The organism is Streptomyces sp. NPDC015242 (genome assembly GCF_043079125.1).
Taxonomy (GTDB): domain Bacteria; phylum Actinomycetota; class Actinomycetes; order Streptomycetales; family Streptomycetaceae; genus Streptomyces.
This window is the reverse complement of the sequence record NZ_JBIBUF010000001.1, coordinates 352913-369465: the sequence shown is the minus strand read 5'-3', so window position 1 is coordinate 369465 and position 16553 is coordinate 352913. Positions and strand designations below refer to the sequence as shown.

General features: G+C 74.4%; 13 protein-coding genes. 5 read left to right on the top strand and 8 right to left on the bottom strand.

Annotated features, from left to right (window positions below; genetic code table 11):
- Nucleotides 1-61: 61 nt before the first annotated feature.
- Nucleotides 62-766 (bottom strand): class F sortase, encoded by a 705-nt coding sequence (locus ACF07N_RS01725; RefSeq protein WP_392107047.1) that lies wholly within the window; start codon nt 764-766, stop codon nt 62-64.
- A 134-nt stretch (nt 767-900) separates the two neighbouring features.
- Nucleotides 901-1725, bottom strand: coding sequence for a hypothetical protein (locus tag ACF07N_RS01720; protein WP_383586319.1), 825 nt, complete (start codon nt 1723-1725; stop codon nt 901-903).
- Nucleotides 1726-1991: 266 nt separating this feature from the next.
- Here ACF07N_RS01720 and ACF07N_RS01715 point away from each other — a divergent pair, with 266 nt between their 5' ends.
- Nucleotides 1992-2492 (top strand): hypothetical protein, encoded by a 501-nt coding sequence (locus ACF07N_RS01715; RefSeq protein WP_383342959.1) that lies wholly within the window; start codon nt 1992-1994, stop codon nt 2490-2492.
- Nucleotides 2493-2501: 9 nt separating this feature from the next.
- On the opposite strand, the gene ACF07N_RS01710 is transcribed toward ACF07N_RS01715, so the two are convergent.
- From ACF07N_RS01710 to ACF07N_RS01695, 4 genes are all read right to left on the bottom strand, one after another.
- Complete coding sequence (locus ACF07N_RS01710) at nt 2502-2783, bottom strand: DUF3040 domain-containing protein (protein ID WP_383328959.1); 282 nt, start codon at nt 2781-2783, stop codon at nt 2502-2504.
- A gap of 563 nt (nt 2784-3346) precedes the next feature.
- Complete coding sequence (locus ACF07N_RS01705) at nt 3347-4684, bottom strand: cation:proton antiporter (RefSeq protein ID WP_392107042.1); 1338 nt, start codon at nt 4682-4684, stop codon at nt 3347-3349.
- A 522-nt stretch (nt 4685-5206) separates the two neighbouring features.
- The gene (locus ACF07N_RS01700; protein ID WP_392107039.1) at nt 5207-6670 is read right to left on the bottom strand and encodes an arabinose isomerase; all 1464 of its coding nucleotides are present in this window, start codon (nt 6668-6670) and stop codon (nt 5207-5209) included.
- Between the two features lie 36 nt (nt 6671-6706).
- On the bottom strand, nt 6707-7993 hold the full coding sequence (locus ACF07N_RS01695; protein WP_392107036.1) for an MFS transporter: 1287 nt from the start codon (nt 7991-7993) through the stop codon (nt 6707-6709).
- Between the two features lie 211 nt (nt 7994-8204).
- Between ACF07N_RS01695 and ACF07N_RS01690 the strand changes: the two genes are divergently transcribed.
- The gene (locus ACF07N_RS01690; protein WP_392107033.1) at nt 8205-12245 is read left to right on the top strand and encodes a glycosyl hydrolase; all 4041 of its coding nucleotides are present in this window, start codon (nt 8205-8207) and stop codon (nt 12243-12245) included.
- Here ACF07N_RS01690 and ACF07N_RS01685 read toward each other — a convergent pair.
- Nucleotides 12242-13264, bottom strand: a complete 1023-nt coding sequence (locus ACF07N_RS01685; protein WP_383586307.1) for a LacI family DNA-binding transcriptional regulator — start codon at nt 13262-13264, stop codon at nt 12242-12244. The genes ACF07N_RS01690 and ACF07N_RS01685 overlap by 4 nt on opposite strands.
- A 101-nt stretch (nt 13265-13365) precedes the next feature.
- Nucleotides 13366-13779, bottom strand: a complete 414-nt coding sequence (locus ACF07N_RS01680; RefSeq protein ID WP_392107030.1) for a helix-turn-helix domain-containing protein — start codon at nt 13777-13779, stop codon at nt 13366-13368.
- 77 nt (nt 13780-13856) lie between these two features.
- Between ACF07N_RS01680 and ACF07N_RS01675 the strand changes: the two genes are divergently transcribed.
- From ACF07N_RS01675 to ACF07N_RS01665, 3 genes are read left to right on the top strand one after another with little or no spacing between them, the layout of a single operon-like run.
- Nucleotides 13857-14708, top strand: coding sequence for a class I SAM-dependent methyltransferase (locus ACF07N_RS01675; RefSeq protein ID WP_392107027.1), 852 nt, complete (start codon nt 13857-13859; stop codon nt 14706-14708).
- A 51-nt stretch (nt 14709-14759) separates the two neighbouring features.
- Nucleotides 14760-15470 carry a ThuA domain-containing protein gene (locus ACF07N_RS01670; RefSeq protein ID WP_392107024.1) on the top strand — a complete coding sequence of 237 codons (711 nt, stop codon included), beginning with the start codon at nt 14760-14762 and terminating at the stop codon, nt 15468-15470.
- The gene (locus tag ACF07N_RS01665) at nt 15440-16552 is read left to right on the top strand and encodes a Gfo/Idh/MocA family protein (protein WP_383586301.1); all 1113 of its coding nucleotides are present in this window, start codon (nt 15440-15442) and stop codon (nt 16550-16552) included. Before ACF07N_RS01670 ends, ACF07N_RS01665 begins: the two co-directional genes overlap by 31 nt.
- The last annotated feature ends 1 nt before the right edge of the window (nt 16553 follow it).

Below are 16553 nucleotides of genomic sequence, written 5' to 3'. Positions count from 1 at the left end.
ACAGTCGCCTGAACTGGTGGCAGTCACTCTAAAACACCAAGTCAGGCCGCAGGACCGGATGTCAGACGAGGTGGGCGAAGACCACGAGGTTCTCGGTGTAGTCCCGGGCGCGCCGGTCGTAGGCCCCGGCGCAGGTGATGAGGCGGACCTGGGCGTCGGGGGTGTCGCCGTAGACGCGTTCGCTGGGGAAGGCGTCCTTGCGGAACGACTCCTTGTGGTCGACGACGAAGGTCGCCCTGCTGCCGTCGGCCCGCGTCACGTGGAACCGGTCGCCCTTCTTCAGCTCGCCGAGCCGGGCGAACACCGCCGGTGAGGTGGTGGTGTCGACGTGCCCGGCGATGATCGCGGTGCCGGGCTCCCCGGGCGAGTGGCCCTTGGCGTACCAGCCGACGAGGTTGGTGTCGTCGGGCGGCGGCGGGTCCAGCTGGCCCGACCGCCCGATGGCGAGGTCGGTGAAGGGCGCGTCGACCGCGATCTTGGGGATGAGCAGACGGACCGGCTTCGAGCGCGGCAGGCGCGGGGCGTCCGCGGCGGACGGCCGCGCCGCTGGGGCGGCAGCCGCGTCGGGGACGGCGGAAGCGGTGGACGACACGGCCGGCGGGGCGTGCGGCGGGCCGCCGGCGTCGGACGGCCCACCACGGCCGCCGACCAGGTACGCGGTGGCGGCGAGCGCGGCCGCGATCCAGATCAGCGTCACGGCGGTGCGCCACCGCCGTCGCCCCGGAGCGGGGGCGGGCTCGGCCGCGGAGGGAGATGTGGCTGCCATCGGGGACCACCTCATTCGGGCACGGCGGCGGGTCGGGCACGGCAGCGGGCGCGACCCGCGGGCGGACGGGCCGGGCCGCCGCGACGCGCGAGAGGCGTGCGGCGGCCACGGCGGCTTGACGCGTCAGGCCTGCGTCACGCGGCACCCTGCGACGCCCGGCGGCGCAGCGCGTACAGGCCGGTCCCGGCCACCGCCAGCACCGCGAGACCGCCGGCGGTCACACCCGGCGCGTCGGCCAGCCCGCCGCCACCGGTGTGCATGCCACCGTGCGGCTTGTCGTGCTTGTCGTGCCAGGCACCCTTGTCGTGCTCGTCGTGCCGGCCGTCCTCCTCGTGCTGGCCCTCCTCGTGCTTGCCGTTCTCCTCGTGCTTGCCGTTCTCCTCGTGGCCGCCGTTCTCCTCGTGCTTGCCGTTCTCGTCCGGCTTCTCGCCGTAGGCGTCCTCTTCCTGCTCCTCGGCCCAGGGGTCCTCGCCGTCCTTGTAGCCGTCCTGGTCGTCCTTGGCGTCCTTGGCCTCCTTGGGGGCGTCCGCGTCGTCCGCGTTCACCGCGGCCAGCGCTCCGCCGCCCGTGTGCACGCCACCGCGCGGCTTGTCGTGCTTGCCGTGCTCGTCGTGCTTGCCGTGCTCGTGGTCCCGGTCGTGCTTGCCGTTCCAGGAGTCCTCGTCGTGGCGGCCGTCCTTGCCGTGGTCCTCGTGCTTGCCCTCCTCGTCGCGGTGGTCGCCGTAGCCGTTTTCGTCGTGGCTGCCGTCGTCGTCCGCGGTCAGGCCGGTCAGGGCTCCGCCGCCCGTGTGCATCCCGCCACGCGGCTCGTGGTGGGTGCCGTCCTTGTGGTGCTCCTTGCTGTACGAAGTGGTGTCGTGGTCCCGGTCACCCATCGCCTCGGCGCAGGCGGTGGGTGCGGCGATCGCGAGGGCGGCCGTGGCCGTGGCCGTCGCGAGCAGCATGCGGGCAGAGCGCATCGGTGAGTCCTTCCGTCGCCGACCGGGCAGCTGACGCCGCGCCAGCTCACGAGACCCGGTCTCGACGTGAACCACCGTCAGTCATGCCGGGCCGTCCCACCATCCGGGGCGTTCACACGGGTTACGACCCCACCCTGACGGCCCCATGCCCGGCCCCCGGCGGACCCGATGACCAAGATCCGCAACCGCCCGCTCCCGCGCACCGTCTCCTACGGCGACACGGGGGCGGATCAGCGGGCCCCGGAACCGGAAGCGGGGAGGCGCTCATGGCCATGGTCGGCCTGTTCTGGATCGGCGAGGACGCGGTGCACGTGGGGGCCGAGCCCACGGGAGCCGCCTCCGGGGTGCGGCTGACCGAGGACGGCGTCGCGGTGCTCGGCGCCGGCGGGGACAGGTCCTGGACCTGGGACGAGGTGGTCCGCATCGAGACGCACGACGTGCCGGTGCGCTCGGGCGTGCGCAGGCTGGCGTCGATGGCGTTCGACGCCGCGCTCGTCGCGGTCACGGGCGACGGTGAGCTGCCGCCGGCCTTCACCGTGGAGGTGGCGACGGCCGGGGAGACCGTCCTGGCTGACGCGCACGCCGCCGTCACCGGGGGCATCTACCTGCCCGCCGAGTACGAGCTGTCCGCCCTCCTCCTGCGGCGGCTGGCCGAGGGCGGCGCCGACATCGCCGATCTGCTGGCGTGGGGCCGCGACCACGCGGCGGAGGGCACTCCGCCGCGCGAGGAGCGCGAGGCGCTGCTGCGGAAGTGGGCCGGGGCCTGAGCCGGCCCGCTACCCGGCTCCCCGGTGGCCCGGGCGGGCCGGGTCCGGGTCGGCCAGCTGGGCCGCGAGACCCACGAGGACCAGCCCGCACGCGATGAGCAGGCCCTGGGGCAGGGCGATGCCCAGGCCCAGGACGGCCACGCCCAGGGCGAGGCCCCACCAGGCGCCGGTACGCCGGTACTCACGCGGCCGGACCGGTCGGCCGGACCGCAGGGCACGGGCGAATCTGGGGTCCTCGCGCTCCAGTCGCGCTGCGAGGGCGACCAGACGTTCGTCTTCGGACGGGGGCACGGCGTCTCCTTCCGGAACCCGGCAGCGCTGGGGGCGGGGCACGGCCGGGGCCGTGACACGTCCTGGGGTGCCGGGCCCTGGGTGCGGTGCGGCGGGATCCGGCCTGCCGCCGCCGTCTCCCCCGGGCTGCAGCGTCTCCCGCCTCCAGAGGCGTCCGCCATCGGGCCCTGACCTCATCCTGCCCGGTGACCGTACCCCGCGAACGCCGGGCGCCGGGGCGGCTGTTCGGCCGGGAATGGGTCGCGCCACGGATGGCGGAGCCGCCGGCCGCGGGCGTCCGGGCGGGAGACGGGACCGGCGCGCTCGTTCGGGCAGCCTCGCCTGCCCTCGCGCACGGGAGTCTCTCCTGCCGTCGCCGCCCACGCCGTCGCGCCCTCGCCGTCCTCAACTGCGGGTCCGGCAGGCACGGCGGCCCATGGGCGACGTGGGCGGGCCGTTCCCGCGTCCCGGTGCCGTGGGGCGCTGATCCGCAACACCTCGACCATGCCGGACGGCGGGGCGAGCCCTCCCGGGCCTCGTCACCGCGCTGAACGCGCCGCGGTGACGGGACCCCGGGCGGGTCTCTAGCGTTCGGCCTCGGCGGGCTGCGGCACGGAGGGCGTGCCGTCCGCAGCGGCGACCGCACTACTGTCCGCAGTACCGTCACCCGGGCCGTCGCAGGGGCCGTCACCCGCGCCGTCCGACGGGTCCGGACTGCTCCGGTCGGACGTGCGGGCCGTGCGGCCGGGCAGCAGGTCCTGGCCGGTCCGGAGCGCGCGGGCCAGCAGGTGGGCGCGTCCGGCGGCGATGGGTCCGAGGACCGCGAGGACGAGGACGTACCCGGCGATGAACGGGGCGAGCCGGGCGTCCAGTCCGGCGGTGGCGGCCATGGCGGCCAGGATCAGCGCGAACTCGCCGCGGGCGACCAGGGTGGTGGCGATCTCGGCGGCGGGTTCGGCGCCGTAGCGGTAGACCCGGGCGACGAGGAGGCCCGCGGCGATGTTCATGGCGACGGTCAGTGCGGCCGCAGCGGCGACCGGGCCGGCGACGGACAGGATGTCACCGGGGTCGATGGACAGGCCGAAGGCGAAGAAGAAGATGGCCGCGAACGCGTCGCGCAGCGGGTGCACCAGGTCCCGGATGCGGGGGCCGGACGGTGTGCCGGCGAGGATCAGGCCGACCATGAACGCGCCGATGGCGTCGGCGACGCCCAGGACCTCGGCCACTCCGGCCACCAGGACGGCGGCGCCGAGGAAGCTGATGACGAGCAGTTCGTTGTCGCGGGTGGCGATCAGCCGGCCGACCAGGCGGGTGCCGTAACGGGCCGCGGCGGCCAGCGCCAGCAGGAAACCGAAGGCATTGGCGCCCTGGAGGACCATGTCGCCGACGCCCTGGGCGCCGCTGATGACGGGCTGGAGCGCGGCGAGGTACAGGGCGAGGAAGATGTCCTCCACGACGATGACGCCGAGGATGAGGCGCGTCTCGGGACGGCCGATGCGCCCCAGGTCGATGAGGATCTTGGTGACGATGGCGGACGAGGATATGCCGAGGACTCCCGCGAGGACGAGGGCCTCGCGGACCCCCCAGCCCAGGGCGAAGCCGAAGGCCAGGCCCGCGCCGACGTTGAGCAGCAGGTAGATGCCGCCCGCGGTCAGCAGGCGCCGGCCGCCGCTCCTGAGGTCGTCGAGGTGGAACTCCAGGCCCAGGTAGAACAGCAGCAGCACCAGTCCGAGCGCGGAGAGCATCTCGAAGTCGTGCGCGTCCTCGACGATGACCAGGCCCGGGGTGTGCGGTCCGAGCAGGATGCCGGCGAGCATGAACAGCGGGATCGTCGGCAGGCCGATTCTGCCGCCGAGGCGGGCGAGGAGGGCGGCGGCGAGGAAGGCACCGCCCATGGCGAGCAGGCTGTCAGCGTGTCCCACGGGTCACCGCCTCCGTGGGTGTGCGTCGGGCGGATCGTTTCATCGTGCGGGGACGGATAAGGGCTCCTCCTCGGTGGGGCGGTCCGGCGGGTGGCGTGGTGCGCCGCGGCCGGCCGTCGGCTCGTACGCGATCGGCCCGGGCGCGGCGGCCCCGGGTGCGATCGACTCGGTGCGATCGTCTCGGGCACAGTCGCCTCGGGCACGGTCGCGTCCGGGACGCGAACGGCCCGGGCACGATCGGCCCGGGCGCCAACGGCTCGGGCACGGTCGGCCCGGGCGAGAACGGCCCGGGCACGGTGCCCTTGAGCACGGTGGGCTGGAGCCCGCTCGGCTCGGGCGCGGTCGGCCCCGGCGGCGCTGCCAGCCTCACATGGGCGCCGCCGGCGTCGCCATCGGTGCCCGCACCCATATCCGGGCGGGGCGGACACCCATCAGCCGCCCCGCCAACCCAACGCTCCACCGCCCCGCCGTTCCGCCGTCCCGCGCCGTCCCGCCAACCCGCCGTTCCGTCGCCCCGCGCCGTCAGACGTGCCGGTGCCCGATGCCCAGCAGGCTCGCCGCCGCCTCGAAGTCCGCGGCGTGGTGGCCGGCCGCGAGGGACCAGTGGTGGCCCACGCCGGTGGCGCTCCACGCGTCGACCCACTCGCCGGGATCGCGGCCGAGGTCGACCCTGCTGGTGGTGTTGCCGATCTCCAGCAGCGGCCCGGGGACGACCGTGCCCTCGGAGGTGACGAAGGAGAGGCCGCCGTCGGCGTGCTGGCCGAGTCCGAGCAGGGTGACCGGCCCGTGCCGGACGTCCAGCTCGACACTCACGCCCCACCCGCGTTTGCCGTGGTAGACGCCGAGGCCGCGCAGCAGCGGGTCGCGGGAGCCGGCCGCGAGGTGGGCGGGGCCGTCGTGGCCCATCTCCACCACGCCGTCCTCGAAGTTCAGAGCCTGGATCTCCGTGAAGGATCCCCCGGCTCCGATGCTCTGGGAGGCCAGCTGAGCGACGGACGTGCGCAGTTCGTACTCGCCGGCGGCGGGCACGCCCCGGGCGGTGAGCAGGGAGGCACCGAGGATCATGCCGGCGCCGAGCCGCTCGTGCAGTTCGCCGTCGAGGCCGCGGTGGTAGTAGGCGAGGCTGTCGAGGGCGAAGTCCTCCACCAGCCGGTCGAGGGCGACCGAGACGGTCGCGCCCCAGGCGAAGTCCTCCTCGTCCACGCTGTCGTCGAGGGTGAAGACCTGCCGGGCGAGTGCCATGCGCTCACGCGTCTCGGTCTCGGTCACCCGCTCCACGCGGTGCCGCAGGTCGTCGAACTCCAGCACCTCCACGTGCGAGCCGAACGTCGCCGGCAGCAGGGTCGGATCGGTCTGCACGTCGAGCATGCCGGGGTACACGTGCCCCATGAGGCCGTGCCGGGCGTGCCGGAGGGCGGCGCGGACCCGCGCGGCCCGGATCCACCGCTCGATGCGCCGCCAGGCAGACTCCTGCCGCAGCCAGCCCGACACCGACCGGAAGGGGATACCCGCGCGCCGGAAGACGTTGCCGACCTCGGGGACGGGGCACTGCCCGCAGTAGGCAAGCCAGGCGCCGGTGTCGAAGGTGGCGTGGTCCATCCGCTCGGTCGGCTGGAGGTCGATGACGAGGACGGGCGTGTGCGAACGCTGGGCGATCGGCAGCACCATCGACGAGGTGAGGTACGTCGTCAGGAACAGCACGATCAGGTCGCAGTCCGCGCGGCGCAACTGCTCGGCGGCGCGCGCCCCTTCCTGCGCGTCGGAGACGAACCCGGCGTCGGTCACCTCCGCGTCCATGGCCCGGAACCGCTCGGCGACATGGGCGGCGGACTCCTTCAGCTGCGGGAGCAGGCCGGGGAACTGGGGCCAGTAGGTGCCGAGTCCGCCGGCGACCAGGCCGATGCGGGTGGGGCGCCGGGTGACCGGCGGGAGCAGTCGGTGCAGGGCGGCGGCGCGTACGGCCGTGCGGTCCGCGGTCGTTGCCATGGTCGGGGCTCCTCGTTCGGATCGGTCGGCTGCGGCTCAGGGGCTGGGGACGCGCAGGTCCGCCCGGCCGGGCACCGCACCGGGGGCGCGCGGAACCAGGACGCGGATGATGAACACGCCCGCGAACGCCGCGGCCGTCATGCAGGCGGTGATGGTCCACAGCAGGACGGCCGGGCTGTGGTCGGCGAGGGCGGGGGTGAAGAACGCGGCGACCGCGAACACCCCCCGGGACAGGGCGTAGGTGAGGCCCTGCGTGGTGCCGCGGGTGTCGGCGGGCAGCGTCAGCTGCGACCACACCTTGTAGTTGGCCTCGCCAGCGAAGGGGTTGGAGAGCTGGTAGAGCACGAAGAAGACGAGCATGCCGGCGAGGGCGCCCGCGGTGAGGGAGGCGATGACGAAGGCGAGGATCTGCACGACGGCGGCCACGTGGAAGAGCCGGTCGCGCCAAGGGGTGTCGGCGACCCGGACGAAGGCGAGGGTCAGCAGCACGCCGATGGGGATGAAGGCCAGGTTGATGCCGGTGGCGAGGCTCTGGGAGGCGTCGCTGACGGTGACGAGGAGATAGGTGCCGAACTGGCCGAAGGTGTTGGCGCCCAGACCCCAGGTGACGTAGAAGACGAAGGTCGCGGTCATCGGCAGCAGGGCGGAGCGGGTCCACACGTTCTTCAGCGACACGCGTTCCGGGGCGTCCTGGGCCATGCCCTCCGGGGCGTCCTGCGGCTCCGCACCGTCCGGCTCGTGCGCTGCGGGCAGTCTCAGCCGGGAGCGCAGGGCCCAGGTGACGAGCGCGGCGACGGCCAGCTGCCCGGTGATCAGCCGGGCCCCGGTCATGCCCGTGGTGGACAGGACGAAACCGAGGAAGATGGCGACGGTGATGCCGAGCATCCACATGACCTGGGTGAACGCCACGAGCCTGCCCCGGGCCCAGGAGGGCGCGGCGTCCGAGACCACGGCCAGGGACGTCGGCAGGTCGGCGCCCGCCGCGAGCCCCGCGACGAGGACGCCGATCAGCAGGGTGATGTCGTCCGGGGCCAGGGTGATGACGAGCGCGCCGAACGCGAAGCAGAAGATGTCCCAGTTGTAGACGCGGCGGCGGCCGAAGAGGTCGGCCAGCCGTCCGCCGACGAGGGACCCGACGGCGATGCAGCCGGTGACGACGGCGCTGATCGCCCCGGCCATCCACACGCCCATGTCGTAACTGTCGCGGTAGACGGCCAGGTTGACGGAGATGCTCACGATCAGCCCGGCGTCCAGATAGGAGGCCATGCCCGACAGGGCGGCGGCCTTCCACAGCGGTGCGGGGATGGGGCGGGTACCGGCCATGATGCGACTCCGTCGTCCGGTGACATCGGGCGGTTCCGAGGGCCTGGTCGCAGCGAATATAGGGCGCCGAAAACGTTGCAACAAGGTGTCGCGCGGACATGCGCGGCGTGGCGCCGGATCGCGCCCTCCGGCTCCCGGCCCTGGCGCGGCCACTCCAGCTCGCCTACCGTGAAGGCGGTCCGAAAAACGTTTCAGGGGAAGGACCGCGCCCGTGCTCTCCCCCACGCTCCGGCGGCTGTTCGACGACCCGCCCCGTGCGTTCGGCCCCACCCCGCTGTGGTGGTGGTCCGGCGCGAAGGTCACCCGTGACCGACTCGCCTGGCAGCTCCGGGCGTTCGCGCGCGGCGGGGTGCACAACCTGGTCGTCATCAACTTGGCACCGGCCGGCCCGGCCTTCGGTGCCCGGGCCGACGACCCGGCCTGGTTCGGCGAGGAGTGGTGGGCCCGCTTCACCGACGCCTGCGAGATCGCCGCCGAACTGGGCACGCGGCTGTGGTTCTACGACCAGATCGGTTTCTCGGGCGCCAACGTGCAGGGGCAGGTGACGCGGCGTCGCCCCGGGGCGGCCGGGCTCTCGCTGCGCTGCCGCGCGGTGCGGGTCTCGCGCGGCGCGGTCGCCCTGCGGGAGGCGGAGACACCCCTGGCCGTCCACGACGAAGGGGGCCGGCGCCTCGGCCTCGGCGCACACGGGGAGGTCGAGGCCGCCGAGGGGACGCGGGTGCGGCTGGTCACCGCCGTCCCCACCGCGTTCGACTACCTGGACCCGTACGCCGCCGGCCTGTTGCTGGACGCGGTGCACCACGAGTACGACCGCCGTGTCCCCGAGTACCTGGGCACGGTCGTCGCGGGCAGTTTCCAGGACGAACTGCCCGGCACGAACGCCTGGAGCCACCGCTTCGCCGCGGAGTTCCGCACCCGGCGCGGCTACGACCTGCTCGACCACCTGCCCGCGCTGTTCGGCACGGACGCCGGTGCGGCGGCGGGGAAGGTCCGCGCCGACTACTACGCGGTCCGGGCGGAACTCACCGAGGAGGCCTTCTTCCGGCCGCTCGCCGCGTGGCACGCGGAGCGGGGCATGCTGCTGGGCAGCGACCAGAGCCACCCGGCCCGCGCGGGCCACCCGGCCCAGTCGACGCAGATCTACACCGACTACTTCCGCACCCACCGCTGGTACGGCGCGGCGGGCAGCGACCACCACGGCGACGCCAAGGTGCACTCCTCCATGGCGCACCTCTACGGCCACGAGCGGGTGTGGATCGAGGCGTTCCACTCCTCCGGCTGGGGCGGCACGCTGGAGGAGACCTACGCGTGGCTGCTGCCGTTCCTGCGCAGCGGCGCCAACCTGTACAACCCGCACGCGAGTTACTTCGGCACCGAGGGAGGCTGGTTCGAGTGGGCGCCGCCGTCCACCGACTGGCGCCAGCCGTACTGGCAGCAGTATCCGGCGTTCTCCCGGGCGGTGGCGCGGATCTGCTCGATCATGTCGTGGGGCGGCTACGCGGCGGACGTGGCGGTGCTGTACCCCACCGCGACCATGCAGGCGCTCCTCCCGCTGGACGCGCCCGTGCGGCACTTCGGCGACGGGCTGCTGGGCGAGGGGCACGCCGACGCCGACGAGACGCAGCGGCACTACCTGGACCTGTGCGGCACGAACAACTGGCTGACTCCGCACGCCGGTTGCCTGGACCGGCACGGCATCTCCTTCGACGTGATCGACGACGACTCGGTGCAGCGCGCCGACGTGACCGACGGTGCCCTGCGGATCCGGGACCTGGCCTACCGGGCGGTGCTGCTGCCGTCGGCGAGCGTGCTGGAGGAGGAGACGGCGCGCCGGCTGGCCGAACTGCTCGACGGGGGCGGCCGGGTGGTGGTCGTGGGGCGTCCGCCCGTGACGGCGGCGGGCCGGTCCGGGGACGACGCGGTCGTGACCGCGCTGGCCGCCCATCCCCGGCTGGAGCGGGTGGCCGGCCCGGAGGCGGGGGCGGCGGCGGTGGCCTCCCTCGCCGGGTACGCGACGGGCGAGGTGCCGCTGCTCGTCCGGAGGCAGGGCGGATCCGGGGTGGCCCTGGTCACGGCGGCCTTCCCGGAGATCGGCCCGCACCCGCTGCGGCCCGGCCGTGCTCCGGTCGCCGCGCGCACGTCGGCCGTGACGGTGCGGGCGCGTGTCGCCGAGGCCGAGATCTGGAACCCGGCGACAGGCTCCCGCCGCACGGCGCGTGTCACCGTCTCCGGCGACGGCGACGGCGACGGCGACATCTCGTCGGTCGAGGTACCGCTGGAGGGCGCGCCCGCGGTCCTGGTCGTCTGGCGCGAGGAGCCGGAGGCGGCCGGGCCGTTCGCGGGCGAGGAGGCGGCAGCGCCGTCGGTGCGCACGGAACCGGCCGGGCCGTCCGCGCGGTCGGATGCGGGCGAGCCGGCCGGCCCGCTCCCTCCGGAGGAGCCGCGGGCGGTCGGCCGGGGCGTCGGCCTCTCGGACGGCTGGCTCGGCCGGCTCGTCCCCACCCTGGACAACACCTGGGGCGACCTCGCCCTGCCGGCGGGTGCGCCGGTGGACGAGCCGCAGATCTGGACCATGGAGTGGAGCGAGGGCGGCGCGTGGGCTCCGGCCCGGGTCACCTACGGCAACCGCGTCCGTGTCCTGCCCCCGGTTCCGGCCGGTGAGCTTCCCGCACCGCTGGACGCCGTCGAGGCCGAGCGGATCCTGGCCGGTGAACTGCCGCTCGCACCGGCGGAGTCGGGCTGGGACGTGGTCGTGTACTCGTCGAGCAGGGGCCTGCCGGAGCAGGGCGGGCTGCTGGGCACCAAGGGGCTGGTGAACGAGGAGTTCGTGCGGGTTCCCGTGCCGGAGCGCGGAACGGCCGCCCGGGTCCGGGCGATCGTGGAGACCGGCCGGCGGGGCCCCGCCGAGCTGCAGGTCGGCGCGGAGGCGGTCAAACGCGTGTGGTGGAACGGTGAGCCGCTGGCCGCCGAGGGCGGCGGGTACGTGGCTTCCGCCCCTGTCACCGTCCTCCGTGATCGGAACGTCCTGGAGTACGAACTGTCCGGCGCGGACAGCCGGCCGACCACCGTCTCCGCCACCGAGGGCACCCCGCTCGGCAGCTTCTTCTGCCTGTCCGAGCCGGGCGGGGCCGGTCCGCGGCCGCGGTTCATGTGCCTGCCCGGCACAGTGCGGCAGGACGGCCCGGTGACCTACCGGGCGCGTCTTCGGGTCCCGGCCGGTGGCGCCCCGGCCGTCCTCGTCGTGGGGTCCGCCTGCTCGGTCACCGTGCTGATCGACAAGGACGTGGTGGCGCGGCAGGAGAAGGTCGAGTACTACGAGGCGGAGTGGGGCGCCGTACCCATGTTCTTCCGCCACACGCCGGCGCTGGGTGCGGGTGAGCACACGCTGGAGGTCGTCACCGCCTCCCGGGACGCGGTGTTCGTCGACCTGGTGGTGCGCTCGGGCGACGAGGTGACGGCCCTGGTCAGCGGGGCCGGCTGGGAGGTGGAGACGGGGGCCTGGCGGGGCCGGGCCGTCGAGGACCAGCGCCGGCGCGGGGAGTTGCGGCACTGCCACGCCGCCGTACGGCCGCATCCGCTGCCGGAGACCGCGTGGCTCACCGGCCGGCCGGTGCCGGGCGGAGCCGTCCGGCCGTCGCGGGCCACCGACGACGTCCGTGCGAAGCCCCAGCGTTTCCGGTTCACCGTGCCGCCGGGCACGGTGTCGCTGTGTCTGCCGTCGGCGCTGCCCGCGCGCGTTCGGGTCGGGGACGGGCAGGAGGCCGCCCTGGCGGACGGCGGCCGTCTGACGCTTCGGGAGCCCCTGCCGGCGCCCGCCCGGGTCGAGGTCGTCACGGAGCCGACGGCGTTCCTGCGCGGCGGCTCCGCCTGGCGGGGTCCGGTGCGGGTGCGGACCGCCCCGGCGCCGCTGCCGCTGGGCGACTGGCGGGAGCTGGGGCTGGGCGGCTGGAGCGGGGGCGTGCTGTACGCCCGAGAGCTCCGGGTGCCGCCGGGCCCTGATCCGGTGCTCGACCTCGGGCGGGTGCGGGGCAGCGTGGAGGTGTCGCTGGACGGGGAGCCGGCCGGGGAGGCGTTCTGCGCGCCGTACCGGTTCCCGCTGCGCGGCGTCGCCGGGCGGACGGTACGGCTGGAGGTGACCGTGCGGGGGACGCTGGCGCCCTATCTCGCGGAGGCCACCCCGACGGAGTGGGCCTTCCCCTCCCAGCTGCCGTCGGGTCTGTTCGGGCCCGTGACCCTGCGGTTCCCTTCCTAGGGCCTGTCTCCGGGCCGGCGGGTCGAGTCGCGCAGGACCAGGTCCGGTGCGAAGACGCGGGTCTCGTGGACGTGGTCGGCGCGGGCCTCGATCTCGTCGAGCAGCATCTCCACGGCCGCCCTGCCGAGGTCCTCGACCGGCTGGCGGACGGTGGTCAGGGTCGTCGCCCCGAAGCCGGCGATGTCGAGGTCGCCGTAGCCGACCACCTGCATGTCCTCGGGGACGCGCACACCCCGTTCGGCCAGCCCCCGGCACAGGCCGGCGGCCAGGAAGTCGTTGGTGCAGAACACCCCGTCCGGCAGTTCCTTCAGTCCGCGGGCGATCTCCGTGCCGTACGCGACGGTCATCCGCTCGGCGACGACCTGGTCCAGCCGCGCCTCGCGCCTGCTGCGCACGGCCTGCCGGGCGCCCTGGTAGCGGTCGGCGCACTGGCGTATCGAGCGCTCGCCGTTGACGACGAGGATGTCGCGGGCCCCGCTGTCGAGGAGGTGCTGGACGGCGATGCGCCCGCCGGCGATGTCGTCGACGGAGGCCGAGCAGCCGTCCCGGTCGGGCATGGCGCGGTCGGCGAGGACGAGCGGGATGCCCCGTTCGCGCAGCCGGGCCAGCCGGCCCGGGTCGGCGCTGAGCGGCACGACCACCACGCCGACGGCCCGTTGCCCGACGAGCATGCCGAAGTAGCCCTGCTCGCGGTCCGGGTCGTCGCCGCTGTGGCACAGGACGAGGGAGTAGCCGTGGTCGTAGGCGGCGTCGGCCGCGCCGCGGGCGATGCGCGCGTAGAAGGAGTTGGTGACGTCGGGGAGCACCAGCCCGATCGCGCTGGCGCGTCCGGTGCGCAGTCCGGCGGCTCCGGGGTGCGGGACGTAGTCGAGTTCGGCGACGGCGACGCGGACCCGCTCGGCGGTCCGCGCGTTGACCCGCTCGGGCCGGTTGAGCACGTTGGACACCGTGGATACCGAGACACCCGCGGCGGCCGCGACGTCCTGGATGCGGGCGGGGCGTGCCGGAATGGCGTCCACCCCCTCGCTCGTGCGGCCGTGCGACAGGCACGGCGGTGGCCTTCCTGGGCGGCGCAAGTATAACGTGGAACGTTTTTCGCCGGATGGCCCCGGGTGGTCCGTCAGCGGCCGGGGACGTGCCGTCCGGGTGCCGTCGCCTCGTCGAGCAGGCGGCGGAAGGTAGGGCATTCCAGGTGGCTGGGTGCCGGGCAGGCGGCGGCGTGCCGCAGGGAGTCGCGCAGCGCGGCCAGTTCGCGGATCCTGCGGTCGAGTTCCTCCGCCTTGTCGTGGAGCATCCGCCGGTCGATGCGCGGCCGTCCGTCCGGCGCGAACATGCGGGCGATCTCGTCGAGCGTGAACCCGGCCGTGCGGCCCAGCGCTATCAGCGCCAGCCGTTCCAGCACGCCGCGGTCGTACTGGCGGCGCAGGCCGCGCCGGCCGGTGGAGGCGATCAGCCCCTTCTCCTCGTAGTAGCGCAGGGTCGAGGCGGGCACTCCGGCGCGCCGTGCCACCTCGGCGATGTCCAGTTCCGTCATTGTCTTGACCTCAAGTCGGCTTGAAGTAGAACGCTGTCATCCCCGCCGGACGAGGACAAGCAGGAGGAGAGACGACCATGAACGCCCCCCGCAGGAGCGACGACGAACAGGCGGCCCGCTGGAACGGGCCGGCCGGCCACGCCTGGGTGGACCTCCACGAGGTGCTGGACGGCATGTTCCGGCCCTTCGAGGACCTGCTCGCCGAGGCCGTGTCGCAGCAGCACGTGGGCAGCGTGCTCGACGTCGGGTGCGGCACGGGCGGCGTCACCCGGGCCGTCGCCCGGCGGGTCGGCCACTGCGTCGGCATCGACATCTCCGAGCCGATGATCGGCACCGCGCGGGACATCGCGGAACGCGAGGGCGTCCCGGCGTCCTTCGTCCTGGGCGACGCGCAGGAGTACGCGTTCGAGCCGGCCGGATTCGACGCCGTCGTCTCACGGTTCGGTGTCATGTTCTTCGGCGACCCCGTGCGCGCCTTCACCAACCTGCGCGGTGCCGTGAAGGACGGTGGCGGGCTGCGGCTGGTGGTGTGGCGCGGCCCCGAGGAGAACCCGTTCATGACGACGGCGGAGCGGGCCGCGGCGCCCTTCGTGCCGGAGCTTCCGCCGCGCCGGCCGGACCAGCCGGGGCAGTTCGCCTTCGCCGACCCGCGGCGGGTGAACCGGATCCTGGCGGAGAGCGGCTGGGCGGGGGTCGAGCTCCGGCCGGTCGACGTGGTGTGCACGCTGCCCGAGCGCGAACTGGTCCGCTACTTCACACGGCTCGGGCCGCTCGGCATGCTGCTGCCGGGCGCGGACGAGCGGACCCGCGCGCGGATCGTCGAGGCGGTCCGCCCCGCGTTCGAGCCCTTCGTGCGGGGTGAGGAGGTCCGCTTCACGGCGGCCTGCTGGGTGGTTTCCGCGCGGGCCGTGCCCGCGAAACTTTCGTGATGCTCTGCCCTCTTTTCCGAGCGCGTCCGCCCTGCGCATAGTGAGATCACGATGACGCAGAAGAGAGCGCTGGTTGTCCGGGGCGGGTGGGAGGGCCACGAGCCGGTCAAGGCGACGGAGCTGTTCCTGCCCTTCCTCCGGGACAACGGATACGCCGTCCGGGTCGAGGAATCGACCGATGTCTACGCCGACACCGCCGAGATGGCCGCCACCGACCTCGTCGTGCAGTGCGTGACGATGTCGCAGATCACGCCGGAGCAGTTGGCGGGGCTGCGGGCGGCGGTCGTCGCCGGCACCGGTTTCACCGGCTGGCACGGTGGCATCGCCGACTCGTTCCGTGCCTCGTCGGACTATCTCCACCTGGTGGGCGGCCAGTTCGCCACCCACCCCGGCAAGGAACCGTGCGAGCGGCGGGGTGAGGCGTCGGACAACTTCCTGCCGCACACCATCACCCTCACCGACGCCGGTCGGGCGCACCCGGTCACGGCCGGGATCGAGGACTTCGAGCTGCGCACGGAGCAGTACTGGGTGCTGCACGACGACCTGATCGACGTGCTGGCGACCACCACCCATCCGGTGCGGCCGTGGGAACCCTGGCACCGGCCCGTCACCTCACCCGCGGTGTGGACGCGTCGCTGGGGTGCCGGGCGGATCGTGGTGACGACCCCCGGGCACAGCCTCGACGTGCTGGAGCACCCCGACGTCCGCACCATCATCGAGAGGGGCATGCTGTGGGCGACGCGCACCGCGTCGGCGTCGTAGGGCTCGGGGTCATCTCCGGGGCCTATCTGGACACGCTCGCCGGCCATCCCGCCGTGCGCGTCACCGCGGTCGCCGACCTCGACGCCTCCCGGTCGGCCGCGGTCGCCGGCGACCTGCCCGGCGCCGAGGCGCTAACCGTCGAGGAGCTGCTGAGCAGCCCGGACGTCGACACGGTGCTGAACCTGACCACGCCGGCGGCCCACGCAGAGATCGCCCTCGGGGCGATCGGCCGGGGCAAGCACGTCTACGGGGAGAAGCCCCTCGCAGCCACCCCGGAGGAGGCCCGGGCCGTCCTGAAGGCCGCCGCGCGCGCGGGTGTGCGGGTGGGTTGCGCGCCGGACACCGTGCTGGGCACGGGGGTGCAGACCGCCCGGGCCGCCGTGGAGGCGGGCAGCGTCGGCCGTCCCCAGTTCGCCTCGGCCGTGATGGTCACCCCCGGCCACGAACGCTGGCATCCCCAGCCCGACTTCTACTACACGGCCGGCGGCGGCCCGCTGCTGGACATGGGCCCGTACTACCTCTCGTCCCTGGTCCATCTGCTGGGCCCGGTGCGCGCGGTGACCGGGGCGGCGGGCCGGCTGCGCGCCGAGCGGGTCATCGGCTCCGGGCCACGGGCGGGTGAGCGCATACCGGTCGAGGTGGACAGCCATGTCTCGGGTGTCCTGGAGCACGTGAACGGGGCGCTGACGACCCTGACGACGAGCTTCGACGGGGTCGCGACCACGGCCGCACCGATCGAGGTGCACGGCGACCGGGCGAGCCTCGCCGTCCCCGACCCGAACCGCTTCGACGGAGAGGTGCGCCTCCACGCGCTCGGCGACACCCAGTGGCGCGCCCTCCCCGTTTCGGCGGGCTACGAGGACGGGGCTCGCGGCGTCGGCCTGCTGGACTTCCTCGCCGCGGACGGGGGGCGTGCGAACGGCGACGTCGCCCTGCACGTCCTGGAGACCATGGACGCCCTGCTCCGCTCCGCGGCCGAGGGGCGGCGCGTCGAGCTGACGACGACCGTGACGGTGCCCGCGCCCGTGCCGCTGACGCCGGCCGCGCACTGGAGGGGCCAGTCCGCGCCCAGCCCCGCGTGAA

Bases quoted from the DNA above. Each gene is read 5' to 3' on its own strand.
- ACF07N_RS01675 (WP_392107027.1), top strand. From the start codon at position 13,857: ATGAACGCCCCCCGCAGGAGCGACGACGAACAGGCGGCCCGCTGGAAC.
- ACF07N_RS01695 (WP_392107036.1), bottom strand. From the start codon at position 7,993: ATGGCCGGTACCCGCCCCATCCCCGCACCGCTGTGGAAGGCCGCCGCC.
- ACF07N_RS01715 (WP_383342959.1), top strand. From the start codon at position 1,992: ATGGCCATGGTCGGCCTGTTCTGGATCGGCGAGGACGCGGTGCACGTG.
- ACF07N_RS01700 (WP_392107039.1), bottom strand. From the start codon at position 6,670: ATGGCAACGACCGCGGACCGCACGGCCGTACGCGCCGCCGCCCTGCAC.
- ACF07N_RS01720 (WP_383586319.1), bottom strand. From the start codon at position 1,725: ATGCGCTCTGCCCGCATGCTGCTCGCGACGGCCACGGCCACGGCCGCC.
- ACF07N_RS01725 (WP_392107047.1), bottom strand. From the start codon at position 766: ATGGCAGCCACATCTCCCTCCGCGGCCGAGCCCGCCCCCGCTCCGGGG.
- ACF07N_RS01670 (WP_392107024.1), top strand. From the start codon at position 14,760: ATGACGCAGAAGAGAGCGCTGGTTGTCCGGGGCGGGTGGGAGGGCCAC.
- ACF07N_RS01680 (WP_392107030.1), bottom strand. From the start codon at position 13,779: ATGACGGAACTGGACATCGCCGAGGTGGCACGGCGCGCCGGAGTGCCC.